Raw genomic sequence first — 23,197 nt, forward strand, 5'->3', positions numbered from 1 at the left:
ATCAGCAAAAATCCACACAAGTTGTTCTTTAGTTATGCTTTTAAATAGTGTCAAGCTACTGTCGTCCAGTAGTTGATTATATAGGGTATTTCTCTTTGCTAGTCAGTCTAAGTTAAGAACTTATCCTATCTAGCGAGCCGACTATCATATCATGATGATTTGGTTTGTCAAGCTTTTTTATAATTTGTTTCAATGGGTTAGCCAGGTTGGTTATATGTAATTCACATATAAGTTATTCCAGTTCTCCCTAATGAGGTGCGTATTATAGACGCTTATTTTAATTAGTCAAGAAGTAAATTATTTTATTTTAAAAGTAATTTAGTAGGTTGGATGATTAGTTAATAGCTTCGCTATTAATAATAAGTGGTAAACCACTTCTCCAATCCGCTTTCCCTTTCGACTGGGTGGCATTATACGCGCTTTTAGTAGGGGGTCAAGGGGGTTTGAAAATTTAAATTGATATATCTTCTAACCCCTTGATTGCTTAGGAATTAAATCTGAGATTTTGGCTTTAGTCTTACATTTTACTCTTTAAGGTGGTTACGATACCTGATAATGCATAGATGATACCGATGGCTAAAATGCCTACTGGGATATCATATAAGATGATACTCATGACCAATACGCCAATGATAAGCACAACAAATGGCACTTTCTTTTTATCGAACTCTTTAAAGCTATAGTATTTAACATTACTGACCATCAATAAGCCGCAGATAACCACCCATGCCGCAAATAAGAACATGATGGCAGTATCGTATTGTCCGACCCATTCATTATGATCGACCGCAACCATGACAGCGGCGGTAACCAAGATAGCAGCAAGCGGACTTGCCAAACCGACGAAGTACTTTTTATCGACTATACCAACTTGCACATTAAAACGCGCAAGACGGAAAGCGGCGCAAGCAGTAAAGACGAAGGCACAGCCAAGACCGATACGACCTAACGGCTCTAAAGCAAAGCTATAAATCAGGATTGCAGGCGCAACGCCAAAAGCCAACATATCAGCGAGTGAATCATATTGCTCGCCAAAAGGGCTTTGGGCATTAAGCATACGCGCAACACGCCCATCAGCGCCATCAAGAATGGCGGATAAAAAAATCGCCAAGGAGGCTTTATAAAATTCGCCTTGAGTACTGGCTAAAATAGAATAAAAACCCGACAGCAGAGATAAAGTGGTAATCAGATTGGGCGCTAAATACACACCGCGACTGACCACGCGCTTACCTTCGGCGACTTCTGCTTCAATCACCTCAAAGGTCAAACCATCATAATTGTCATTATCCGCTAGGCGAATATTGAACTCATGCTCATCGACAAAAGGCGGCTGAGTGGCAGCACTATCCTGTAAGAGCGGCTCTTTTACCAAACCGTCATTCATAACCTTGTCGGTTACCAGACTGTCCTTTGCAAGGCTATCTTTGCCCATACTACTTGATGATTGATTCGTCGTCATAACGATATCCTTATTCGCCGACCAGCCAGCGCACATTAGTGGCACTATCAGGAGACATGTCTGGGGCATCCGCAACTTTTAACACCGGCTGTAAGAAACGCAAAATCTCACGTGCGTGATTGTCAAATTGCCAAGGCGGATTGATAACGAGTAACCCTGTACCATTTAGACCAACAGCGATGTCGTTAGGATAGATATTGAGCTCGCAGACCAATTGACGTCTCATCTCAGTCCGTTTTAGCTTTTTGTAAAACAGCTCAACCGCTTCCATGTTTTTAATTGGATACCATAACGCGTAAGTACCTTGTGGCCACTTATTATAAGAATGTACCAATAGGTCAATCAGGCGGGTGAAGTCTTTATGCTCTTGCTCGTAAGGCGGATCAAGAAAAATCAAACCGCGCTTCTCTTTTGGCGGAATCACCGCAGCGATACCTTCAAAAGAATTGCGATGATGAATACCAATCGGCAATTTATGGAGCTGATAATTTAGTGCATCGTATTCACTGGCTTTGGCTTCAAACGCTTCGCCGCGCACGCCGGCATCAGGATTTTTTTCAACATGATGGGCAATCCACCAAGGTGAACCAGGATAGACTTTTTTATCATACGTGAAACGCGCTTGCTTAATGCTTTCCATATAGTCTTTGACGGCCGCCGGTGCTTTTTCGATGTCGGCTTTTAACAAAGCTTGGATACCGCCTTTGGCTTCACCTGTTTTGCGCGCCTCTTCACTGCCGAGCGAATACAGTCCACGACCGCCGTAAGCATCCAGCACATAAAAAGGTTTGTTCTTTTGCCCCAATTGATTCAGCAGTTGTACCAATAAAATGTGTTTAACGACATCGGCAAAGTTACCAGCATGATAGGCGTGTTTATAATTCATAAGATCAAAAGTTTAAATAAGAAAAATTACATCTATGGTAGCATAGACAGGGTAAAAGATAACGATGGTTTTGGTAAAAAGGCATGGATTGGCTGTGTATTGACAGTCATTGGCATGTTTATCGATAACGACGAGGCAAAATGACGCAGATTATTAGCAATCTTGAAGTGACGCAATTAGTCGTCGATCATCCAATTGGAGCGGATAACCCGCCACTACTATACCCACCTAGCGATGACGAAAGTCAAACGCTACTCACTCAGCATGAATTACAATTTTCGGACTTTGATGTCGATTGGCAAAATAAGCTAACCGATAAACAGCTAGATACGTTTGTAGACGATGGCTGGATGATTATTGACGATGTGTTTGAAAATAAAGCACTATTAGCCCTGCAATCTGAGAGCGGTTTTATTGACTATCGTGACGCCGAGCTGACGGCTGGCATTCGGGTTAGCAATATTCGCGGTGATCGCATTCGCTGGATTACCGAAAACTTCTTTGCAGGCTACTATTATTTACAAAGTATCAATGCGCTTGCTGCTTTATTCAATCAAAGCTTGTTTGCTGGTATTCGCCATAGTGAGGCACATTACGCTTGTTATCCGGTAGGTTTTGGCTATCAATGGCATAGCGATAATCCGGCTGGACGTGATGAGCGCGTTATCTCGGCGGTGTTTTATCTCAATGATGATTGGCGTGATAGTGACGGTGGCGCTTTAGAAGTCGTCGACAAACATGGCGTCCACCATAATGTCATGCCTGTTGCCAATCGACTGGTCATATTTGATAGTGACTTGCAACACCAAGTGCAAATCGCCCATCGGCAGCGTTATTCTATCGCGACGTGGATGCGCCGTGATGGTTTGGTGCCTTTTGTTGAGGATAATATTTAAAACTAATCAGCTATTACTTTAAATAAGCCTTGTTAATTAAGGATAATGACAATGCATAAAACCTTATATAGAAGCTTGCTCTTACTTGTTATACTCCCTCTGATCGTGAGCTGCGAGACGCTTAATCATCAAGCCGCTACTCAAAAAAACAATGAGTTATTTTTTACCTATTATTTGCCAAAATCCACGCCTGAAGAACCTCTAATAATTAATCCGACTGTTATTACTACTGAATTCAAATATGAGGATGGGTGTTTACTTGCATTTGATGGAAGCAGATGGATGACACCTGTATTTCCCGAAGGACATGCAACTTTTAATAATCATCATAAGACTTTAAGATTATTAGGAACGAGTTATAAAATGGGTAATGTGATTTCTGCAGCTGGCTATGTGCATGCTTACAACAGTGAAAAAGTTAAAAATTATAGTAATAGCCCAGCCGAAAAGTGCATTACAGAGTATCTAGCAATATATTACGGCGATTATGAAAAAATTGACTTGGATAAAAACTAAATTTTTTCAGACCTCAAATTATAAACATCAAAACAACATATCTAGGACTGTCATGAGTTCAGAAAATAATAGTAAAACCCATCAACAACAAACCTTAGATTTAAGCATCGCCCTACTTGAACGTCCTTCTGTCACCCCCGATGATGATGGCTGCCAAGACATATTGTCAGAGCGCCTGACGCAGGCTGGGTTTGATTGCGAGTTTATGTATTTTGGTGAAAGAAACCAAAGCGGCGAACATGCGGAAGTCAAAAACCTTTGGGCACGCCGTGGCACCATTGACCCAGTGATTTGTTTTGCGGGTCATACCGACGTCGTGCCTACGGGCGAAGAGAACAATTGGACTTATCCGCCATTTACGCCAACCATTGCCGATGGTTATTTATGGGCACGCGGTGCCGCTGATATGAAAACCGGCATTGCTGCTTTTACCGTTGCCGCCGAGCGTTTTGTCGCTAATCATCCTCAGCACAATGGCTCTATTGCTTTTTTAATCACCGCAGATGAAGAAGGCCCGTCCATCAATGGGACGGTGAAAGTCATTGAAACGCTTGAAGCGCGCAATGAGAAAATCACCTATTGCCTCGTTGGCGAACCCTCAAGTACCGACACGCTTGGCGATATCATTAAAAACGGTCGCCGCGGCTCATTGGGCGCCGAGCTGACCGTCACTGGCAAACAAGGTCATGTTGCCTATCCGCATCTGGCTTGCAATCCGATTCATGCGGCAATGGCGGCATTAGCAGAATTAACCAATGCCACTTGGGATAACGGCAACGAGTATTTCCCTGCGACTTCTTTGCAAATCTCCAATATAAATAGCGGTACAGGCGCAACCAATGTCATTCCTGAAACGCTAACCGTTATTTTTAACTTCCGCTTTTCCACAGAAACGACGGATGAAGAATTAAAAGCGAGAACTCATGCTATTTTTGATAAATATTTTGAGAATAGCAAAGCCAGTTATGATATCCAATGGAAATTATCCGGTCAGCCATTTCTAACCCCTGAAGGCAAACTCGTATCGGCCTGCCAGCAAGCGATTAAATCTGTGACTGATGTTGATACTACGTTATCTACTTCTGGCGGTACTTCAGACGGACGCTTTATCGCGCCAACCGGTGCGCAAGTGGTTGAGCTTGGCGTACGTAATGCGACGATTCATCAGGTGGATGAAAAGGTAGAAGTAGATGATTTGGGCAAATTGGCGCAGATATATGAAGGGATTTTGGAGAATCTGCTGCTTGATTAGACATAATCTATAGAAACAAAAAAAGCGCCATCTGCTTCGTATTTGGCGCTTTTTTATTATGATCTTTTATCGATAAGGACTTGAACAACACAAGTCAATTAAGCTACTTACTAGCTTCACTCAATCCCTATATAAACATCCACTTGCCCATACTCTAAATTACCATCAATATAGTGCTCAAAATCGACATTATAACTACGAGTATACTCACAGCTTGGGTCGTTGAAGTACTCCCAAGCCTTCTCCCACGCATTCATGACGGTATTAGGCATATTACCTGTTTCTGAAAAGACTAAGTATTTCCCTGCGGGAATGGCTATCGTTACAAGATTGCTCGTATTGGCGACCGCCGCATTATCCGGCTGCGCCTGCTCATTGCCCACTTCCCAACCAGCGACAACATCAAACGCCCCTACTAAATCAGCACTTTCATAATTGTGGTAGATACCATAAATATCCTGATCTTCAGGCAAATCACCCATATAGTTTTGATAAAACTTTTGCCATAAGCGGCCTAATTTTGCCGTTTCGTGGCTGATTTCAGCGTGATTGGTGGTACGTACGCTGATACCCTTACAAGCTATCGCTTCGGGTAGCTCTTTAATTTGTGACGTCATGATGCTGCCTGCCCTGTTGTGCTGTGTGATTTTTATTTGATGTGCGATTAAATGAGCATAACTGCCTTAATCCGCTTCATCAATCCAATTCATTTGAATGGCTTCTAGGATACCCTCATTTGATTTTTGCGGGTCATCATCAAAACCTTCTAGCTCCGTCACCCAGCGGTGTAAATCAGTAAAGCGAATATACTGCGGATCGGTCTCAGGGAATTTTTCATAAAGCTCAATAGCGATATCTAAGCTGTCTGTCCATTTTAGTTTTTGCGGGCTCATGGTAGCTCCTTAACTGTTATTTATTTTATAGCTTTCATCAAACTAGAGATTAGTTTGACCAGTTGTTTGTATAATGTTTGTCTAACGCTTTACTTGCTCACTTACTAACCCCTATCCTATCAAAATTCGCCAACTGATTATAGACAAGTTCGTTATACCGCCTTTGTTGCTTTAACTTTTTGCTTTATCTTTTTATTTTGTTTCTGCAGATTTAATCGCTACTTGATGCTGATTCCAAGAAACAATGACTTCATTTGTCTGCTCACCTGTCATATCCAATATCTCTGGTGCGCATTTGCCTTTTTTATCGTTTAAGACAAACTTAGTCATACCAACACCCATGAGCTGATTTTTTACCAAAAAGCGCGTTTCAAAATAGACGTATTTTTTATCCCAACCGACAAGCGTACTATTTACCGTCATTTTATTCAGGAATTTAATTTCTTTGAGATAGACCATTTCTTGCATGGCAATAATCCAGCCGAGATTTTTAATCCCCTTTTGATGACAGCAGGCCATCAGCCATTTAGTGATGTTTAACTCGATAAAAGACAAGTAGCGATAATTGGGCAGATGGTCGCGAAAACCCATGTCGTGTGGCAATACGCGATAGTGGCGCACAATTGGTTTGGTTAATGTCTCGACACTTAGGTGTTCATTAGCCGTTTGCTGTTTAAGCTGCTGCTTTAATAAGCTGACCATAATAAAAAAACGTATCAACATGTTCATAAAGGAAATCTCTGCACGGTTATTCTGTATGAATTATGAGTAAATATAGCTTTGATAAATGCTGCCTACCTTAACGCAAAAAAAGCCACCTCAGTGACTTTTTCGTAAAAATATTATTAGTAGATGATTAGCAATTAATGACCGCCGCCATTGATACTACGTACCATCTCTTCAACCATTTTCTTAGCATCACCAAAGATCATCATGGTTTTGTCCATGTAGAACAAGCTGTTATCAAGACCTGCATAGCCCGTGCTCATTGAACGTTTAATAACCATGACCGTCTGTGCTTTGCTGACTTCTAAGATTGGCATACCAAAGATTGGGGATGATGGATCATCTTTTGCCGATGGATTGACGACGTCGTTAGCACCAATGACTAAGACCACATCGGTACTGGCAAAGTCGGAGTTAATCTCATCCATCTCAAGAATGTCATCATAAGGCACGTCAGCTTCCGCCAATAGCACGTTCATATGGCCTGGCATACGACCAGCGACTGGATGAATCGCAAAGCGCACATTGACGCCTTCCTCTTTTAATAGCTCATACAATTCTTTGACCGCGTTTTGTGCACGGCCCTGCGCCATACCGTAGCCCGGTACAATCACCACACTGCTGGCATTAGACATGAGGAAACCTGCGTCTTCTGCCGAACCTGCTTTGTAGTTTTTAGGTGCGCCATCATCTGCGCCTGTAGCGGCAGCTGCCGTACCCATACCACCAAACAAAACGTTTAGTAGAGAGCGGTTCATGGCTTTACACATGATGTAAGATAAAATCGCGCCTGACGAACCAACGAGCGAACCTGCGATAATCAGCATCGAGTTGCCAAGGGTAAAACCGATACCCGCTGCTGCCCAACCTGAAAATGAGTTCAATAGCGACACAACCACAGGCATATCACCGCCACCGATTGGCGCAATCCACATCCAACCAAATATTACGGCTAATACTGCCATCGCATAGAAAGCTGGCAATGAATCGGTCATAAAGTAGACGATACCAAAACCAATCATAGCAATAAATAGAATCGCTTGTACCGGTTTTACCCAGCCGCCTACTAGGGTTTTTGCCCAACTTTTTGCAGCCAATTTACCAAAGGCGAAAACAGACGCTGAGAAGGTAATTGCACCAATAAAGCAACCGATAAACAGTTCAGTACGGGCGACTGCGCCATGCTGTTGCTCAGTATGCAGTACGGTCGCTAAGGCAATCGCCACTGCTGCCAAGCCTACGAATGAATGCATCAAAGCAACGGTTTCTGGCATCTGGGTCATAGCAACCGTTTTTGCTTTCCACATGCCGACGACTGCACCCAATACCATGGCACCGATGATTAACCACAGCACAGGGCCTTCGGCTAAGAAAAAGGTCGTTGCAACTGCAATTGCCATCGCTACCATACCAAAGCGGTTGCCACGAATGGCGGTTTTTGGACTAGAAAGACCACGCAACGTTAAGACAAAAAGGATAGCACCGATTAAGTAAAACCAATCCGCATTTGCTGCAATCATATTTGTTAAATCGCTCATGCATCGCCTCCGCTTTCAGTCGTCGCAGTTTCAAGCGCTGGCGCTTTTTTTGCTTTTGGTTTAAACATTGCCAGCATACGCTCAGTCACCGCAAAACCACCAAAGATATTGATACTGGCTAAAAATACGGCAAAAGCACCGAGCAAGCTGGTTGGGGTAAACATCGCGCCGTCAATGGTGACGGTTTGTAGCATCGCGCCGACGATAACGATACTTGATAAGGCATTTGTTACCGCCATCAATGGCGTGTGCAGTGCTGGCGTGACGCCCCAAACGACGTAATATCCGACGAAAATAGCGAGCACGAATACCGTGAAAATCGCTACAAACGGTGTGCTACTCATGGCCGCACCCGCTGGCGCTGCCGCTAAAATAGTGGCAATCATCTAATCCTCCTAAAAATTTGTTCGTATCTGGCAAATGTAAGGTAGTGAAATTCGAGACTGGATGTTTAAGGCTTAGCGTTTAGCAAGACGTACTTGGTTGTCATGCGTCACCGCTAACGCCCCTTGAATCTCATCATTCATGTCTAAATTCAGTGCCAGTGTTTTCGCTGAAGCGTCGTCTTTAGCTGCAGGAGCCATTAAAGTAGTGATAAAATTAACAAGGTTATTGGCATATAAATCTGAAGACTGCGCCGCCAGTTGTGATGGAATATTGGCTGCACCGACGATACGCACACCGTTTGCCGTGGTAATGGTTTCATCAGGTACACTGCCTTCGACGTTGCCACCTGTACCAGCGGCCATATCAATCAGTACTGAACCAGCTTTCATTTTGGCAAGCGTTGCCCCGTGCACCAAGCGCGGCGCGTTACGTCCAGGAATCTGCGCGGTGGTAATGACGATATCTGCGTTGCTCAAGGCTTTGTCTACGACAGCAGCCTGATCTTTGATATATTGCTCAGAGGGCGTCCATGCATAACCGCCCGTGGCTTTGGCTTTTTGCGCTTCGTCTTCGCTCATTGGCACGTCAAGCCATTTACCACCAAGCGATTCCACCTGTTCTTTGGCAGCAGGGCGCAAATCACTGGCTTCAACGACAGCACCTAAACGCTTCGCCGTCGCAATCGCCTGCAAACCTGCAACCCCGACACCTAAGATGACCACTTTGGCAGGTTTCACCGTACCCGCTGAGGTCATAAACATCGGAAATGGACGCGAGTATTCATTAGCAGCAAGCAAGACCGCTTTATAACCGGCAAGGTTGGCTTGTGACGATAAGACGTCCATATTTTGCGCACGTGACAAAGTACGTGGCAATAATTCCATGGCAAAGACGGTTGCACCTTTGGCCGCATAAGTATCTAGCTGGCTATTGCGATATGGGTCAAGCATACCAATGACCACTTGACCGGCTGTTAAATGCTCAGTCACCGCTGCTGGCAAATCATTGACGGTAGTAATAATTTGCGCTTGGTTGACGACCTCGGTACTACTGTTGGCAATATCAGCACCCGCTGCCTGATACAACTCATCAGCGTAATACGCCGCTTGACCTGCACCTGACTGAATGACGACTTCAAACCCTAGTTTACGTAATTTTTTTACCGCGTCTGGGGTTAGCGCTACCCGTTTTTCACTCGCGCTATCTGCACTAATAACACCGATCTTCATACCGTCTCCTTACTTACGTCAAATGACTATACTCACGTTTAATGACTATCTTTTAACACCCGCAACGCATCTTTAAAAAGCACAGGGGACAAAAAAATCTTTGGTCGCGGTTGGTTAAGAACTTAAGACCAAAGATTATCAATTTAATAAATGATAGCTCCTTTGCCATCATGCCTTTTTATTATAGAGATAACATCTGCAAACTTTCATTGCCTAATGATGACCCACAAGTAAAATAAAAAGTTAGGCATTTACACCATCATCATAACTTTTATTGTTATATTAAAAACTTTTATTTTTTCCAAAAGCGCGCAAAGCCTGTAAGCTATTAGCTCACGACAAATATAAAAATTGGCTTAAGGTTTGACATATGTCTACGATGACGCTTAAAAATACAAAACTGCTATGACTAAGTCAAGATAAAATACTGCCTAACGTATAATAAGAAAACTTGACCGCTCAATAGAACACCCATTGACCTACTATAAATAAGGAATAACCATGTATTTTTTACTCTCCCCTGCCAAATCACTTAATGAGAAAGATGCTTTGCCAGTCAATCTCGGCAATTACTATAGTCAGCCCGAGCTGATTGAGCATGCGCAGGGGCTCATGAAAGACCTAAAAGCCAAAGAGCCAATTGATTTACAAGAGCTGATGAGTATCTCTGACGATTTGGCGCAGCTTAATGCCAGACGTAATCAAGACTGGGCTTGGAGTGCAAATACTCCTTTTACGGGTGACAACGCCAAACCAGCGGGGTATTTATTTGACGGCGATGTCTATACTGGGCTTGATATGTATCATATGGACAAAGATACTGCTATTTACGTTAATGAACATTTGGGTATTTTGTCAGGTCTTTATGGCGTGCTTAAACCGTTAGATTTAATACAGCCGTATCGCCTAGAGATGGGCACCAAGCTAAAAAATGATCGCGGGGATAATCTTTACGAGTTTTGGGGCGAAGAAGTGACTAAAACAATCAATGCACGTATGGCAGATAGTGAGGACAAAGTTTTAATTAATCTTGCTTCTAATGAATACTTTAAGGTAATAAAAAAGAAAGCACTGAATGCGCAAATCATCACGCCAAGATTTGAAGACGAGAAAAATGGCCAATATAAAGTGATTAGCTTTTATGCCAAAAAAGCACGCGGATTGATGGTGAAATATGCAGCAGACAATAAGCTGACCAACGCAGAGCAGCTAAAGCAGTTTGATTTGGCAGGCTATTATTATGTTGATGAGCTGTCTGACGATAAAACGTGGACATTTCGTCGGGATGAAGCAAGTCAGTAGTCTTCAAACAAACAACTAATATGCATAAAAAAACCCCGATAAGCTTAGCCTATCGGGGTTTTGTTTGAACTAGGTTTAACAAGTAGGTTATGACAAAGTCATACTTCTAGCGAAAAGCGATTTGTCGAGGAAGACGCGCGAAAATAGTACTTATCGTACATTGAGCGCGGCTAACAAAGAAAAATCGCTTTGTAGCAGAAGTAAAATTACATCATACCGCCCATGCCACCCATACCGCCCATTCCACCGGCAGCGCCCATGCCAGCCATAGCATCATCACCTTGCGGTAAGTCAGTAATCATGACTTCAGTTGTAAGCATGAGGCCTGCAACAGAAGCCGCATTTTCTAGTGCTGAACGTGATACTTTTGCTGGATCAAGGATACCCATCTCTAGCATATCGCCGTATTCGCCAGAAGCTGCGTTGTAACCGTAGTTACCGCTACCGCTCTTGACTTCATTAACCACCACTGACGCTTCTTCGCCTGAGTTGGTCACGATTTGACGTAAAGGTGCTTCCATCGCACGGCGTAGGATTCTAATACCCGCATTTTGGTCGTCGTTATCGCCACGTAGTTCAGACAAGGCATTCATCGCACGAACGAGGGCAACGCCGCCGCCAGGGACAACGCCTTCTTCAACCGCTGCACGAGTCGCATGTAGCGCATCATCAACGCGGTCTTTCTTCTCTTTCATTTCAGTTTCAGTTGCCGCGCCTACTTTGATAACGGCAACGCCGCCAGCAAGTTTTGCCATACGCTCTTGTAGCTTCTCTTTATCGTAGTCAGACGTTGATTCTTCAACTTGACGTTTGATAGATTCAACGCGGTTTTCGATGTCAGCGGTGTTACCCGCGCCATCAACAATCACAGTGTTTTCTTTACCGACAGTGACTTTTTTCGCCGTACCTAATTGCTCTAAAGTAGCAGTCTCTAAGCTCAGACCAATCTCTTCAGAAATCACCGTACCGCCAGTTAGCGTTGCGATATCTTCTAGCATAGCTTTACGGCGATCGCCAAACCCTGGTGCTTTAACCGCACAAGTTTTTAAGCCGCCGCGCATGTTGTTTACAACTAGTGTTGCCAATGCTTCGTTTTCTACGTCTTCAGCAATGATTAGCAACGGTTTGCTTTGCTGCATGACTTGCTCAAGTAATGGCACAATTTCGCGGATATTGCTAATTTTTTTATCAACAAGCAAGATGTAAGGATTTTCGAATTCAGCGGTTAAGCTGTCTTGCTTATTGGCAAAGTACGGGCTGATATAACCACGGTCAAACTGCATACCTTCAACCACTTCCAAGGTATCTTCAAAGCTTGAACCTTCTTCAACGGTGATGACGCCTTGCTTACCAACTTTTTCCATCGCTTGGGCAATCAGCTCACCAATTTTGGTATCTGAGTTGGCAGAGATAGAACCCACTTGGGCAATCGCTTTTGAATCATCAGCTGGGGTTGATAATTCATGGATTTGCTCAACCGCGGCACGTACCGCTTTATCGATACCGCGTTTTAGATCCATTGGGTTCATGCCCGCAGCAACTGATTTCATGCCCTCAACCAAGATTGATTGTGCCAATACAGTCGCAGTCGTTGTACCATCACCAGCAACATCGTTGGTACGGCTAGCAACTTCACGCACCAGTTGTGCGCCCATGTTTTCAAATTTGTTTTCAAGCTCGATTTCTTTGGCAACCGATACACCATCTTTAGTGATGGTAGGTGCGCCAAATGATTTATCGATAACCACGTTACGACCTTTCGGACCAAGCGTGACTTTTACCGCATTTGCTAGAACGTTTACACCGTCCATCATTTGTTTACGGGCATCAATGCCGAATTTTACGTCTTTTGCCATGTTAAATTACTCCACTATTATAAGTATGAGAATGCAATGAAAGGTTTCAATGATATTTTTTTATAAATGTTCTTGGGTATAACTGTTGTTGGCCAAAAAATGTTAGCCAAAATTTCCTTATTGGCAATTAGCCTTCTAGTACACCCAATACGTCTGCTTCTTTCATAATCAATAGCTCTTCGCCGTCAACTTTTACCGTTTGACCCGCATATTGACCGAACAAGACTTTATCGCCAACTTTTACATCTAACGCGCGAGTTTCACCGTTGTCACGAATCTGACCGTTACCGGTTGCTAGCACTTCACCTTGAGACGGTTTTTCTTGAGCTGAACCAGGAAGCAAGATACCACCAGCCGTTTTTGTTTCTTCTTCGATACGGCGGACGACAATACGGTCATGTAAAGGACGAATATTCATCGATACGACTCCAAAATTTGGTTAGTTAATATAAAGGTTTATTTGAATGAATGATCTCAATACCAAGATCTAGCAGAATGTCTGCTTAAAAACAGCATTCTTTAGATAAGCTTTGAGCTTGTATCAGAAAGTGGGGGCAAGGCAAGTTTGCTTCAAGTGTAAAGCCCAAAAATTTACAAGAATTTTGCACATCCTTACCTATGCAAGCAGTAGTGAGAGTGATAAATAGTCCATTGATTAAATTGCACGCTATTAAAGGCTTGAGCATTGCTTTAAAACAACAAGCCTTCCATCAAATAATAAGGAGAAAATGAGCGATTATAAATGAAGCTTTTAGCAGTATCAGCTCATTAACTTCCTCATTTCTTACCAAGCTTACAGCAAGTTACGGCGTAAGCTCGCTTTAGCTAAACCAGCAACATCGACTACAATAGCCTAACGCTTCACTGTGCCCCTACCCTTGAAAATGTAACAGAGTATGACAATATATAAGGGTGAGCCCATAATAAACCCTATAAATCAAAGCCAACAGTCAAACAAAAGACAATATTTATAAGTAAAAGCTGATAACACAGCTTGAAACCAAATTAAGGAATATCCATGAGTTTTTTATCACAAAATAAACAATCCCTATCAATCCATTCTAATAACCCGAAACGCAGCCCTTCTAAAATTTTAACCGCCTTAACCACTGGGGCAAGCATTGCTGCGATTGGAGCTTTAAGTATGACCGCACCTACCCTTGCCAGCGCCAAGAGCGTTGAGCCCTCAAGCGCGAACTATAGCTTTACCATTGAAGATAAATACAAAGGCACAGCCACTCGTACGTTGAATAAATCTGGTAATACCTGGAAATACAATGTCAATGCTCGCGTTGCTGGGGTCGCCACTGCCGCGCAAAATAGTACCTTTAGCATTAACGGTAATAATGTGGTGCCGACCCAAGCCAGCACCACTTATAAACTATTGGGCGTTGGTCGTACGCACAAATTGGACTTTAATCCAAGCAGTAAAAAGGTAGTAAGTAACTATCGCGGCAAGTCGACGACGATGAATATGGCGCAGCAAGCCTTTGATGATTTGAGCCTTGAAGTGCAAATTCGCCAAGATTTATTAAATGGTAAATTCTCTGGCAACTATTACATGGCGAAAAAAGACAAAATTGAAAAAACGCCATTTAAGAAATCGGGTAATACTAAAATCACCGTACCAGCAGGTACGTTTGATACCGTGCGTGTCGACCGCGTGCACGATGACAATAGCCGCTCGACCAGTTTTTGGTTGGCGCCAAGCTTAGATTATCTGCCAGTTAAAGTCAGTCAAATTAACGATGGTAAAAAGATGGATTTAGAATTAACCAAAGTCAATTAAGCCCTTATCTTTGTATAAATGGTTAACGTAAAAAAGCGGCGCTCTAAATGAAGCGCCGCTTTTTTTTATCCGTATAAAACTTTCTATGTGAATTTTAGCGAGAACGTGGCTGTTTAACGACATTGTTCATTGACGGTAGACGTTTTAACAAGATAAATAACCAGACGTTGATGGTAAGTAACAACACAAAATCAAATAGATAGACCATTATCTCAGCCCAACTACTGCCATAAACACGGGTAAATAGCACCACCCCACTCGCGCCAAGATAAACCAAGGTAAACATACTGTCTATCAATAGCGCATAAGGCGAACGCCCGCGTAATATCGATGGCGTTAAGACCAGCGCCGGTAGCAACCATAACGCTTGCCAAGTGATACCGCCAACGATATCGGGACGACTAGGATTAAAGACGCTGATTAAAATCGGCAATGCCAATAATCTAAACGCTAGCCAAACCAACCACGTCACCATCAAACGCTGACGTATAGGCGCTATCGGCTTTTGCGCATTAACTATCTCAGGCGTTTTTGCTGCGGGCGTGTCGATATTACTGTCCTGCTTGGATTGGTTAGTGACCATGAGAGATATGTATTTCCTAATTGATAACAGCAAGCGGCAATATATAAGGGTTAATTAACGCTGCCAATTGGCTTGCGCTAAGGCAGACGCGGTAATTGCCAAACGCCGACCTTGGGCAATCGCCAGCTCGCGCTCATCTGCCGATACTGGTTGGTCATGTAACGCGCCGCTGACATGACTTGCGCCATAAGGCGAGCCGCCACGCTGCGTTCTATTTAACGCAGGCTCAGCATAAGGGACGCCCACAATCATCATGCCATGATGCAATAGCGGCATCATCATCGTCAGCAAGGTCGTTTCTTGTCCGCCGTGCATCGAACCGGTAGCCGTAAATACTGCAGCTGGCTTGTTTTGCAGATTGCCTGCCAGCCATAGGGTGACGGTATTGTCCCAAAAATACTTCATCGGTGCGGCCATATTACCAAAGTGCGTCGGACTACCAAGCGCAAGCCCGCTACAATCTTTTAAATCATCCATGGTGCAATAAAGGTCGCCTTCATCAGGAATGGCAGGCTTAGTTGCGGTGGTTTCAGGCGCGACAGTCGGCACCGTACGAATACGCGCCGTCATGCCAGCGTCTTCAACACCCTGAGCAATGGCATATGCTAATGTCTTCGTCGTACCATAATTTGAATAATAAAGCACCAAAACATAAGGGGCGGTCTGACTCATTAGCAAAACATCCTTAAAAAGTCGTGAAAATGAATGGTTAAAAGCGCGTCAACCACACTATAAATGACCCGCATGAATAATAGATGTGCATATTATGCCCGAGTCATGCATTGACAGCAAACAAAGCCCATTTAGCAATGACGTTTTGTAGATGCTGTAGACAAGCATTTAAACCAACGCTGACTTAGTGCATTTTGACACAATTCAGTGGCAGATTCTGCACGCTTACTTTTGTTACACTATTCGCACTCTTATTGCCGTTAAATGGTTGTCATGGAAAATTTACTAAAAAAAATCCCTTTTTTACACCAACGTTGGTTTCAGTTTCTCCGTTTTTTGACGCGGCACTTTTTTGAAGACAACTGCCAACAAAAAGCCGCCTCGCTAACGTATACGACGCTATTATCGATTGTGCCTATCTTAACAGTACTATTGATGATTTTGTCGTCAGTGCCAGCGCTTGCGTCGGTCAGAGCGCAGATTTATGAAGTGATATATAGCAACTTGTTGCCGCAATCGAGTTTGCAAGTCAGCAAATATATCAATAACTTCGCTGAAAAGTCATCTAATCTGACCATCATCGGTTCGATGGTATTGTTTTTTACTACCATCATGACCCTGACGACCATTGAGCGCGCCTTTAACCAAATCTGGCGAGTAGAAAACCGCTCTGGTGGCATGAAAAGTATTCTGCGCTACTGGACGATTGTGACATTAGGACCGCTGATTTTAGGCACGGCATTTATCGTCTCAAGTACGGTGCAAAGCTTAAGTTTCTTAAATCGACAAATCGCCGGCTACGGTATCGACTGGTCGTTTTGGATTCAAATCGTTTCTATTGCGGTCACGGTAGCGGGCTTTATTAGTATGTACTGGTTTATACCTAAAGCGCGTGTCCCGGCAAAAAATGCGGCGATTGCTGGTGTCTTTGTGGCGATTATTTTTGAGTTAATGAAGAACCTTTTTGGTACGGTCATGGCGAATTTTACCAGCTATGAGGCCATTTATGGGGCGTTTGCCGCGCTGCCAATCTTTTTATTATGGATCTATCTGTCGTGGAATTTGATTTTGCTCGGCGTTGAGATTAGTTATACCTTGACCATTTTTGAGACCGAAGAGGTTTATCCGCGCCACCCGCTCCTAAGTTTGCTCGATATGTTAAATCTCGTTTATACCCATCATTTAAAAGGCGAAGCGGTGAGCGAGCAAGCGCTGCGTAATGTCTTAGGACGTAAAGAGCTGCCAAAATGGTATACCTACATTAACTATCTGCAAGACAGTAATCTTATCACCATGACCGAAGAAGAAGATTATGTGCTGAAAAAAGATTTGAGCAAAATGACCTTGTGGGATTTTTATCGTACTCTGCCTTACCCTTTGCCTATCAAAGATGAGCTTGATGAGATGAGCATTGAGGACCAAAAACCTTGGCTGAGCTTATTGGTTGATCGCTTTGAAAATACAGAAGCTTATGCCAAACAGCAATTGGCTTTACCATTGAATATGATTTTCGCTCATAGCGAACCCCGTAAAAAATCTGAGGAAAATACAGCAAATTCAACTAAAAACACTCGCTCTAAACTCTTTAGAAAATCTAGCGAGGCAACCCCTAACCACCTATCTAAAAAAGACAAAGATAGAGATAACGTCACGCCGGACTTTGATCCTATCGCTTATGATAAAGACAGCGACGTAGAATGCGATGAGAATAACAATGAAATTCTTATTCCTAAAGATATTGGCGATAATAAAGTCTCTAGCTCTGAACCTAGAGTAGGAAAAAGAGACGATATTATTACGGAAGCGGATAAGCCTATAATAAAGTAAGCTTATGTTAAGTAAGCTAACTATCATTTTTTATCTTCGTTACAACATATAAATAAGCTCCTATCATAGGGGCTTTTTTTACTAAATTTTTAAACGATCCTATTTATATGGTAAGGTAATTCCTTTTAAGCCTCGTCATCTAGTGAGGCAATAGCACGGCTTTTTTCAATAAAACTTGTTTAATTTTTAGGTCATTTTTGGAGCGCATTCTATTGGACAAACACCCTAAAAATGGCTGGCTTAAGTCGCTATTGCTCACCCTTATGCACAGGTTAAAGCAATTTGCCCAGCTGTGGTCGCTACAGACGCTATTAGATTTACCCGATCGCCTAAAAAATCTGTGGCAGCAGCTGATTGGTTCTTATTGGTTTATTCCTAGCGCTTGTGTGTTAGCGGGCATTCTCCTCGCGCCCATATTGGTCACCATTGATGAACATTTTGACCGCGAGACGGTTAGAGAGCTAAGTTTTGCTTTTACCGGCGATGATGAGGCCGCTCGCGCTATCATGACCACCATTGCTGGTGCCGTACTTGGTGTCGCGGGGACTACTTTTTCGATTACCATTGCCGTGTTATCAATGGCGTCTTCGCAATTTGGCCCCAGATTGCTGCGTAATTTTTTGACCGATACGCCCAATCAGTTTGTTTTAGGCGCGTTTATTGGCACCTTTAGCTATAGTTTATTGGTGTTAAAAGCGATTCATAAATACGATGTTGCCTTTGGTGTACCGCAATTGGCGGTGACCTTTGGCATTATCATGGCAATTATTTGCGCGTTATTATTGGTGTATTTTGTGCAGCATATGGTGCATGCGATTCAGGCATCGCATGTGATCGAAGGCGCCAGTAATGAGGCGATTAAAAATATTCACTACTGGTATAAAGACCGCTGTGATATCAATCATCAACGTAACGTTGTGCATCAGGATATCGAACAATTTCACACTTGGTCTGCAACGCCGATTTATGCGCCAAGCTCGGGGTATTTGCAGCAAATCTATCTTAAATCACTGGTAACTCTGAGCCAAGATTATGCAGGCGTGGTGCAAATCAAAGCCAATCTTGGTGATTTTGTCACTGATAGAAATATTATCGGCTATTTTTATCAGCGCCCAGCTAACCATCCAGACAATCGACAGCAGACCAACACACCAAAACTTGCTATTGTGCCGCGCCCCCCAGATAGCTTGTTTTGGCAGCGCTTTGCTGGTTGTATCCGTATTGAGCAGCGCCTAAGCCATTCTAACGATATCGCTTATAGTTTAGGACAAATGACCGAAATTGCGGTACGCGCCCTTTCTCCAGGAATTAACGATCCCAAAACTGCGGTCAATTGCGTACAGTCTTTGACCAGCTGCCTTAGCATCATGATGCGTCGTCAGCCGCCAAGCCCCTATCATTTTTATATAAAAAATCCAGACAAGTCGATGCCAGATAAAACAACATCTGATAATAGCATTATTGAAAAAGTAAGCCATAAACCACGCGACGCCATATTAGCCGTCGTGACTCATACCCCTAAAATATCCGACTTTATCGATACCTCGCTTGGCGAGATACGGCGTTACGCGACCGCAGACTTAATGGTGTTAAAGGCGCTTTGTCAGGCAATGGTAGACCTTAATTATGCCAAAGTTAATAATGCTCAGCAGCAAACGCTCTTACATGAGCTGACGTTGATTGAACGTGCGGGACAAGACAATCTTAGCTATCAGGCCTTGGTCGATGACTTAAGCGCCATGTGTGCGCAAGCCAAGCAGTTTATTCTCAGCGACAATGACCAACACCAATATTTTGCTTATGTCGCTAAGTTCGATGCTCATATTCATCAAGCTCTACAAACACAATCAAGATAGCGTTTAAAATGATCTTTATAACTAAAAATAAGTTTGCCACTCATAACTGGTAAGCCAGCACAAAAATAACTAAAATAAAACCCCGTTAATCCTCCTAAGTCCTAAAATCGGGGCGAATTTTTATCATTACTTGAGACCCTTTTTATGGCTCCTACCAGCAGCTTGAGCGTACTAGAAATCAGCGCTATTTTTTTATCGATTACTGCCTTATTAACTTATGTCAATCATCGCTTTATCGGCTTACCAACGACTATCGGCGTGATGGTAATCTCCATTTTATTATCTATCGGCGCGATATTTTTGGGCTTTTTAGGTTTTGATCAGCTCATTGATTACGAAGTGAGCTTATTAGAACAGCTTGATTTTACCGAAGTCTTATTGGACGGCATGCTGTCTATGTTGCTCTTTGCGGGCGCGCTACACGTCAATATTGGCGATTTAAAACGTTATAAACTGCCCATTGGTATCCTTGCTTTTATTGGCACCATCGTATCGGCGTTACTCATTGCCGCTGCCCTTTATTTTATGCTGCCGCTATTTGGTTTTGGCCTGCCGTTTTTGTGGTGTTTATTATTTGGCGCTTTGATATCGCCGACCGACCCAATCGCCGTGATGGGTATTTTGGCCTCAGCTGGCGCACCAAAAAGTATTGAAACGGTCATCGCTGGTGAATCACTATTTAATGATGGTATCGGCGTGGTTATTTTCGTGCTGCTGCTCGGTATTTTATCCAGTGGCGATATCCCAACGGCCAATTATGTTGCCCATACCTTAGCCGTTGAAGCTGGTGGCGGTATAGTCTTTGGTTTAGTGCTCGGCGCAGTTTTGTACTACATGCTTAAAAGCATCGACAGCTACCAAGAAGAGGTGTTATTAACGCTGGCGGGCGTCATAGGCGGCTATGCACTCGCCAGCCATTGGCATTTATCAGGGCCACTTGCGATGGTGATGATGGGCTTAATGGTAGGTAATCGTGGACGCGCGCTAGCGATGAGTGATAAAACGCGCCATTATATTGATTTGTTTTGGGAATTAATTGATGAAATTCTTAACGCGATTTTATTTGTCTTGATTGGTTTAGAGGTGGTGATGATTGCTTATTCGGGCAATTTATTTATCGCTGCTGGTTTGACCATTGTTATTGCCCTAGTTGCACGCTTTATCGTCGTCGGCATGACCACCAAAACCTTTCATCGTCAGCTTGATTTGCCAAAAGGCGCGTGGAAAGTGCTGACATGGGGCGGATTGCGCGGTGGCATTTCGGTTGCTTTGGTGTTGCAGCTGCCAGCAGGCGGCGAGCGCGATATTTTATTGGCGCTGACTTATGCGGTGGTGATATTCTCTATTTTGGTACAAGGTTTGAGCGTTGGTAAAGTCGCCAAACGCATTCGTACCGACGAGAAAGTCGCAGAAATATAAGCTTTACATAGTTTTCATTTAGCCGTTTTAATCAAAGAAATGCCAGTATAAGAGGATAACTTATACTGGCTTTTTTAGGTCTCTTAAACCCGTTTATTGGTTTGTATCACAGCCTAGTTATATCAAACCTTTGCGCTTCATATTGCGATAAACCACGATAACAATAATAATATTTGATATTAAGATGGCAAGCTTAAACCAGTCAAATGGGCTAGCAAACAAATAATAAATCTCAATAGGAATAAATATCCCGTAGCCTAACACCCCAAACCAATATGCCCAAGTTTTATCTTGCCACAAACCATAAGCTTCAAGAAAGCGCAAACTGGCATAAGCAAAAATGAGCAATAAAAATACTGGCCAATTTTTGCTTGCCTGCTGCGCTATGCGTACCGCACTATCAACTTGCGGTGCTAGCAGTTGCCCAAAGACTTGCTGCCAAGAAGCGGTTGCTGTCGTTAGCCAATGCTCAAGGTCACTATGCCAGGACCATAAAGCCCCCGCCCCTAATAGCGCACCAACGCCTTTGACCACTTCATAGATTGCCACCGCTTTGATCGATTCGCTAGAGGTACTAGCGCCACTGCGCGGTGTATGCGGCTGACTGGTTAAATCTTGGTTATTATCCTTCGAGGATGGTAGCAGACTGTCATCCTGTCTGGGCAAATTAGGCAAAGAAAGTCTCCACCACACGACCCTGCAACTGCTCATTAAAGAACGGCGTGTTTTTCCCATTTGACAGCATGGTTTCTGTGGTTACTTGCCACTCAAGATTGGGATCGACCAACACCGCGCCGCCGATACTTTCATACTTCTCACTAATGCCCGCAATTTTTGCGGGGTTCAGACAGATTTTATCGACCAGTTGATCAAGCGTTAATACTTCATCGCGTACCAACTGACATGCCAGCGCCATAAAGGTATCAAAGTTTGAGATACCAGGCGTACTCTCAGCAAAGGGTGCTTTTTTAGCGGTACTATTTAGCGGCTCATGATGGCTGCAAATCGCATCAATAGTGCCGTCTTTTAGCCCGCGGCGAATGGCTTGCTGATCGGTATTACTACGCAGCGGCGGTAGCACATAGGCTTGGGCATTAAAGCCTTTTAAATTATCATCGGTTAAATACAGCTGATGCATCGCCACATCACAAGTCACCGGCAGACCTTTGTCTTTCGCCCAGCGCATCAGCTCAATCGAAGACTTACAAGATAATTGGCTAAAATGTGCGGCAATACCCGTTTCTTCTACCATCAATAACTGCGTTGATAAAGCAACCGTTTCTGCAATCCAAGGAATGCCTTGCAAACCATGATACGAAGCGATATAACCTTCATGTGCCACGCCATCACCAGAGAGACTTGGCTCGTCAGGATAAAAGAATACTTTCATGCCAAAAGTCGCCGCATACTCCAAAGTACGCAGTAACACTAAGTCATTACGAAAAGGTCGACGCGCATTAGAAACTGCGATACAGCTGCCTTTTTTCAGACCAGCGATATTTGATGGTCGCTCGCCTTCTAAGCCTGCGGTCAACGCCCCTAAAACATGCAAATAAATACCGCCATCGCTCAGCGCCCGCTCACGCAAACCTTTTAATAGCGAGCCATTTTCTAAAATGGGGTTGGTATCAGGTGGAATCACCACATGCAAAAAGCCATTGCCACGGGCCGCACGCCCTTCTGACTCTAACGTACCGTGTTGTTGTTGACCCGGTTCGCGTAAACGGGCGCATAAATCAACCAAGGGAGGCAGTAGCCACATTTCGCGCTCTGACTCAAGAGAAGCCAGTTTATGGGTTACTGTGCTTGGTAGCCCGTCTTTAAATGCTTTTGGAAGTAAGTCGTGCATATGAATATCTGAATTCGTAATGTGAACCATGAGCGTTATTACCGTATCAATAAAATGGGATAATTGACTTCCTCCCCGATCTAAAGGAACGGGGATTCCTACTAAAGACGGCCAAGCCCGACCGCGAGAATGTTTTTTGCCGCATTAATATCGCGGTCATGAGTGACACCACACTCGCAAAGCCATTCTCTTATTCCTAAGTTTGCTCTACCTTTCGGACTGTTTTGGCGTGAGCCACAACACGAACAAGTTTGGGTGGTGT

At 43.6% G+C, this 23,197-nt stretch carries 23 protein-coding genes; 8 read left to right on the forward strand and 15 right to left on the reverse strand.

Annotated features, from left to right (window positions below; all coding sequences use genetic code 11):
- Window positions 1-517 precede the first annotated feature (517 nt).
- Together pssA and JFC07_RS11045 are read right to left on the reverse strand one after the other, a co-directional pair.
- Complete coding sequence (gene pssA, locus JFC07_RS11040; RefSeq protein ID WP_144297693.1) at window positions 518-1,459, reverse strand: CDP-diacylglycerol--serine O-phosphatidyltransferase; 942 nt, start codon at window positions 1,457-1,459, stop codon at window positions 518-520.
- A gap of 10 nt (window positions 1,460-1,469) precedes the next feature.
- Window positions 1,470-2,345, reverse strand: a complete 876-nt coding sequence (locus JFC07_RS11045; protein WP_144297694.1) for a 23S rRNA (adenine(2030)-N(6))-methyltransferase RlmJ — start codon at window positions 2,343-2,345, stop codon at window positions 1,470-1,472.
- Window positions 2,346-2,485: 140 nt separating this feature from the next.
- On the opposite strand from JFC07_RS11045, the gene JFC07_RS11050 reads away from it, so the two are divergent.
- From JFC07_RS11050 to dapE, 3 genes are read left to right on the forward strand one after another with little or no spacing between them, the layout of a single operon-like run.
- The gene (locus JFC07_RS11050) at window positions 2,486-3,241 is read left to right on the forward strand and encodes a 2OG-Fe(II) oxygenase (protein WP_198329050.1); all 756 of its coding nucleotides are present in this window, start codon (window positions 2,486-2,488) and stop codon (window positions 3,239-3,241) included.
- Between the two features lie 51 nt (window positions 3,242-3,292).
- The gene (locus JFC07_RS11055) at window positions 3,293-3,757 is read left to right on the forward strand and encodes a hypothetical protein (protein ID WP_198329051.1); all 465 of its coding nucleotides are present in this window, start codon (window positions 3,293-3,295) and stop codon (window positions 3,755-3,757) included.
- A 52-nt stretch (window positions 3,758-3,809) separates the two neighbouring features.
- The gene (gene dapE / locus JFC07_RS11060) at window positions 3,810-5,009 is read left to right on the forward strand and encodes a succinyl-diaminopimelate desuccinylase (RefSeq protein ID WP_198329052.1); all 1,200 of its coding nucleotides are present in this window, start codon (window positions 3,810-3,812) and stop codon (window positions 5,007-5,009) included.
- Window positions 5,010-5,125: 116 nt separating this feature from the next.
- Here dapE and JFC07_RS11065 read toward each other — a convergent pair whose 3' ends face one another.
- From JFC07_RS11065 to JFC07_RS11090, 6 genes are all read right to left on the reverse strand, one after another.
- The gene (locus JFC07_RS11065) at window positions 5,126-5,626 is read right to left on the reverse strand and encodes a GyrI-like domain-containing protein (RefSeq protein ID WP_191692384.1); all 501 of its coding nucleotides are present in this window, start codon (window positions 5,624-5,626) and stop codon (window positions 5,126-5,128) included.
- A 66-nt stretch (window positions 5,627-5,692) separates the two neighbouring features.
- Complete coding sequence (gene iscX, locus JFC07_RS11070; RefSeq protein ID WP_144297698.1) at window positions 5,693-5,902, reverse strand: Fe-S cluster assembly protein IscX; 210 nt, start codon at window positions 5,900-5,902, stop codon at window positions 5,693-5,695.
- Between the two features lie 192 nt (window positions 5,903-6,094).
- Window positions 6,095-6,631: an acyl-CoA thioesterase gene (locus tag JFC07_RS11075; protein WP_191692385.1), complete on the reverse strand. Its 537-nt coding sequence runs from the start codon at window positions 6,629-6,631 to the stop codon at window positions 6,095-6,097.
- Between the two features lie 134 nt (window positions 6,632-6,765).
- Complete coding sequence (locus JFC07_RS11080) at window positions 6,766-8,166, reverse strand: NAD(P)(+) transhydrogenase (Re/Si-specific) subunit beta (protein WP_390625443.1); 1,401 nt, start codon at window positions 8,164-8,166, stop codon at window positions 6,766-6,768.
- Window positions 8,163-8,510: a proton-translocating transhydrogenase family protein gene (locus JFC07_RS11085; protein WP_144297754.1), complete on the reverse strand. Its 348-nt coding sequence runs from the start codon at window positions 8,508-8,510 to the stop codon at window positions 8,163-8,165. Before JFC07_RS11085 ends, JFC07_RS11080 begins: the two co-directional genes overlap by 4 nt.
- A gap of 114 nt (window positions 8,511-8,624) precedes the next feature.
- On the reverse strand, window positions 8,625-9,782 hold the full coding sequence (locus tag JFC07_RS11090; RefSeq protein WP_198329053.1) for a Re/Si-specific NAD(P)(+) transhydrogenase subunit alpha: 1,158 nt from the start codon (window positions 9,780-9,782) through the stop codon (window positions 8,625-8,627).
- 501 nt (window positions 9,783-10,283) lie between these two features.
- On the opposite strand from JFC07_RS11090, the gene yaaA reads away from it, so the two are divergent.
- Window positions 10,284-11,084, forward strand: a complete 801-nt coding sequence (gene yaaA, locus JFC07_RS11095; RefSeq protein ID WP_191692387.1) for a peroxide stress protein YaaA — start codon at window positions 10,284-10,286, stop codon at window positions 11,082-11,084.
- A gap of 206 nt (window positions 11,085-11,290) precedes the next feature.
- Here yaaA and groL read toward each other — a convergent pair whose 3' ends face one another.
- Both groL and JFC07_RS11105 read right to left on the reverse strand, forming a co-directional pair.
- Complete coding sequence (gene groL / locus JFC07_RS11100; protein ID WP_191692388.1) at window positions 11,291-12,940, reverse strand: chaperonin GroEL; 1,650 nt, start codon at window positions 12,938-12,940, stop codon at window positions 11,291-11,293.
- Between the two features lie 127 nt (window positions 12,941-13,067).
- Window positions 13,068-13,358 (reverse strand): co-chaperone GroES, encoded by a 291-nt coding sequence (locus JFC07_RS11105; protein ID WP_144297704.1) that lies wholly within the window; start codon window positions 13,356-13,358, stop codon window positions 13,068-13,070.
- 600 nt (window positions 13,359-13,958) lie between these two features.
- Here JFC07_RS11105 and JFC07_RS11110 point away from each other — a divergent pair.
- Window positions 13,959-14,729 (forward strand): DUF3108 domain-containing protein, encoded by a 771-nt coding sequence (locus JFC07_RS11110; protein WP_198329054.1) that lies wholly within the window; start codon window positions 13,959-13,961, stop codon window positions 14,727-14,729.
- A 94-nt stretch (window positions 14,730-14,823) separates the two neighbouring features.
- Here the strand turns inward: JFC07_RS11110 and JFC07_RS11115 are convergent, their stop codons facing one another.
- Both JFC07_RS11115 and wrbA read right to left on the reverse strand, forming a co-directional pair.
- A complete protein-coding gene (locus JFC07_RS11115; RefSeq protein ID WP_198329055.1) occupies window positions 14,824-15,312 on the reverse strand; it encodes a hypothetical protein in 489 nt (162 codons plus the stop codon).
- Window positions 15,313-15,366: 54 nt separating this feature from the next.
- Entirely contained in the window at window positions 15,367-15,984 is a 618-nt protein-coding gene (gene wrbA, locus JFC07_RS11120) for an NAD(P)H:quinone oxidoreductase (RefSeq protein ID WP_191692390.1), read from the reverse strand.
- Window positions 15,985-16,257: 273 nt separating this feature from the next.
- Here wrbA and JFC07_RS11125 point away from each other — a divergent pair, with 273 nt between their 5' ends.
- The 3 genes from JFC07_RS11125 (at window position 16,258) to JFC07_RS11135 (ending at window position 21,086) form a co-directional block, all read left to right on the forward strand.
- Entirely contained in the window at window positions 16,258-17,811 is a 1,554-nt protein-coding gene (locus tag JFC07_RS11125) for a YihY family inner membrane protein (protein ID WP_198329056.1), read from the forward strand.
- A gap of 263 nt (window positions 17,812-18,074) precedes the next feature.
- On the forward strand, window positions 18,075-19,667 hold the full coding sequence (locus tag JFC07_RS11130; RefSeq protein ID WP_198329060.1) for a DUF2254 domain-containing protein: 1,593 nt from the start codon (window positions 18,075-18,077) through the stop codon (window positions 19,665-19,667).
- A 144-nt stretch (window positions 19,668-19,811) separates the two neighbouring features.
- Complete coding sequence (locus JFC07_RS11135) at window positions 19,812-21,086, forward strand: cation:proton antiporter (protein WP_198329057.1); 1,275 nt, start codon at window positions 19,812-19,814, stop codon at window positions 21,084-21,086.
- Window positions 21,087-21,203: 117 nt separating this feature from the next.
- Here the strand turns inward: JFC07_RS11135 and JFC07_RS11140 are convergent, their stop codons facing one another.
- From JFC07_RS11140 to JFC07_RS11150, 3 genes are all read right to left on the reverse strand, one after another.
- Window positions 21,204-21,761, reverse strand: a complete 558-nt coding sequence (locus JFC07_RS11140; RefSeq protein WP_102076797.1) for a DUF2127 domain-containing protein — start codon at window positions 21,759-21,761, stop codon at window positions 21,204-21,206.
- Window positions 21,754-22,935, reverse strand: coding sequence for a dihydroorotase (locus JFC07_RS11145; protein WP_198329061.1), 1,182 nt, complete (start codon window positions 22,933-22,935; stop codon window positions 21,754-21,756). Before JFC07_RS11145 ends, JFC07_RS11140 begins: the two co-directional genes overlap by 8 nt.
- A gap of 101 nt (window positions 22,936-23,036) precedes the next feature.
- A partial coding sequence (locus JFC07_RS11150; protein WP_198329058.1) for a zinc ribbon domain-containing protein occupies window positions 23,037-23,197 on the reverse strand: 161 nt, incomplete at its 5' end.

Origin of the sequence: Psychrobacter faecalis, from assembly GCF_016107575.1 — a bacterium.
Taxonomy (GTDB): domain Bacteria; phylum Pseudomonadota; class Gammaproteobacteria; order Pseudomonadales; family Moraxellaceae; genus Psychrobacter; species Psychrobacter faecalis.

What these genes read in the sequence shown, in the direction of transcription:
- pssA (WP_144297693.1), bottom strand. Translation starts at nt 1,459, where the DNA reads ATGACGACGAATCAATCATCAAGTAGTATGGGCAAAGATAGCCTTGCA.
- JFC07_RS11045 (WP_144297694.1), bottom strand. Translation starts at nt 2,345, where the DNA reads ATGAATTATAAACACGCCTATCATGCTGGTAACTTTGCCGATGTCGTT.
- JFC07_RS11050 (WP_198329050.1), top strand. Translation starts at nt 2,486, where the DNA reads ATGACGCAGATTATTAGCAATCTTGAAGTGACGCAATTAGTCGTCGAT.
- JFC07_RS11055 (WP_198329051.1), top strand. Translation starts at nt 3,293, where the DNA reads ATGCATAAAACCTTATATAGAAGCTTGCTCTTACTTGTTATACTCCCT.
- dapE (WP_198329052.1), top strand. Translation starts at nt 3,810, where the DNA reads ATGAGTTCAGAAAATAATAGTAAAACCCATCAACAACAAACCTTAGAT.
- JFC07_RS11065 (WP_191692384.1), bottom strand. Translation starts at nt 5,626, where the DNA reads ATGACGTCACAAATTAAAGAGCTACCCGAAGCGATAGCTTGTAAGGGT.
- iscX (WP_144297698.1), bottom strand. Translation starts at nt 5,902, where the DNA reads ATGAGCCCGCAAAAACTAAAATGGACAGACAGCTTAGATATCGCTATT.
- JFC07_RS11075 (WP_191692385.1), bottom strand. Translation starts at nt 6,631, where the DNA reads ATGAACATGTTGATACGTTTTTTTATTATGGTCAGCTTATTAAAGCAG.
- JFC07_RS11080 (WP_390625443.1), bottom strand. Translation starts at nt 8,166, where the DNA reads ATGAGCGATTTAACAAATATGATTGCAGCAAATGCGGATTGGTTTTAC.
- JFC07_RS11085 (WP_144297754.1), bottom strand. Translation starts at nt 8,510, where the DNA reads ATGAGTAGCACACCGTTTGTAGCGATTTTCACGGTATTCGTGCTCGCT.
- JFC07_RS11090 (WP_198329053.1), bottom strand. Translation starts at nt 9,782, where the DNA reads ATGAAGATCGGTGTTATTAGTGCAGATAGCGCGAGTGAAAAACGGGTA.
- yaaA (WP_191692387.1), top strand. Translation starts at nt 10,284, where the DNA reads ATGTATTTTTTACTCTCCCCTGCCAAATCACTTAATGAGAAAGATGCT.
- groL (WP_191692388.1), bottom strand. Translation starts at nt 12,940, where the DNA reads ATGGCAAAAGACGTAAAATTCGGCATTGATGCCCGTAAACAAATGATG.
- JFC07_RS11105 (WP_144297704.1), bottom strand. Translation starts at nt 13,358, where the DNA reads ATGAATATTCGTCCTTTACATGACCGTATTGTCGTCCGCCGTATCGAA.
- JFC07_RS11110 (WP_198329054.1), top strand. Translation starts at nt 13,959, where the DNA reads ATGAGTTTTTTATCACAAAATAAACAATCCCTATCAATCCATTCTAAT.
- JFC07_RS11115 (WP_198329055.1), bottom strand. Translation starts at nt 15,312, where the DNA reads ATGGTCACTAACCAATCCAAGCAGGACAGTAATATCGACACGCCCGCA.
- wrbA (WP_191692390.1), bottom strand. Translation starts at nt 15,984, where the DNA reads ATGAGTCAGACCGCCCCTTATGTTTTGGTGCTTTATTATTCAAATTAT.
- JFC07_RS11125 (WP_198329056.1), top strand. Translation starts at nt 16,258, where the DNA reads ATGGAAAATTTACTAAAAAAAATCCCTTTTTTACACCAACGTTGGTTT.
- JFC07_RS11130 (WP_198329060.1), top strand. Translation starts at nt 18,075, where the DNA reads ATGCACAGGTTAAAGCAATTTGCCCAGCTGTGGTCGCTACAGACGCTA.
- JFC07_RS11135 (WP_198329057.1), top strand. Translation starts at nt 19,812, where the DNA reads ATGGCTCCTACCAGCAGCTTGAGCGTACTAGAAATCAGCGCTATTTTT.
- JFC07_RS11145 (WP_198329061.1), bottom strand. Translation starts at nt 22,935, where the DNA reads ATGCACGACTTACTTCCAAAAGCATTTAAAGACGGGCTACCAAGCACA.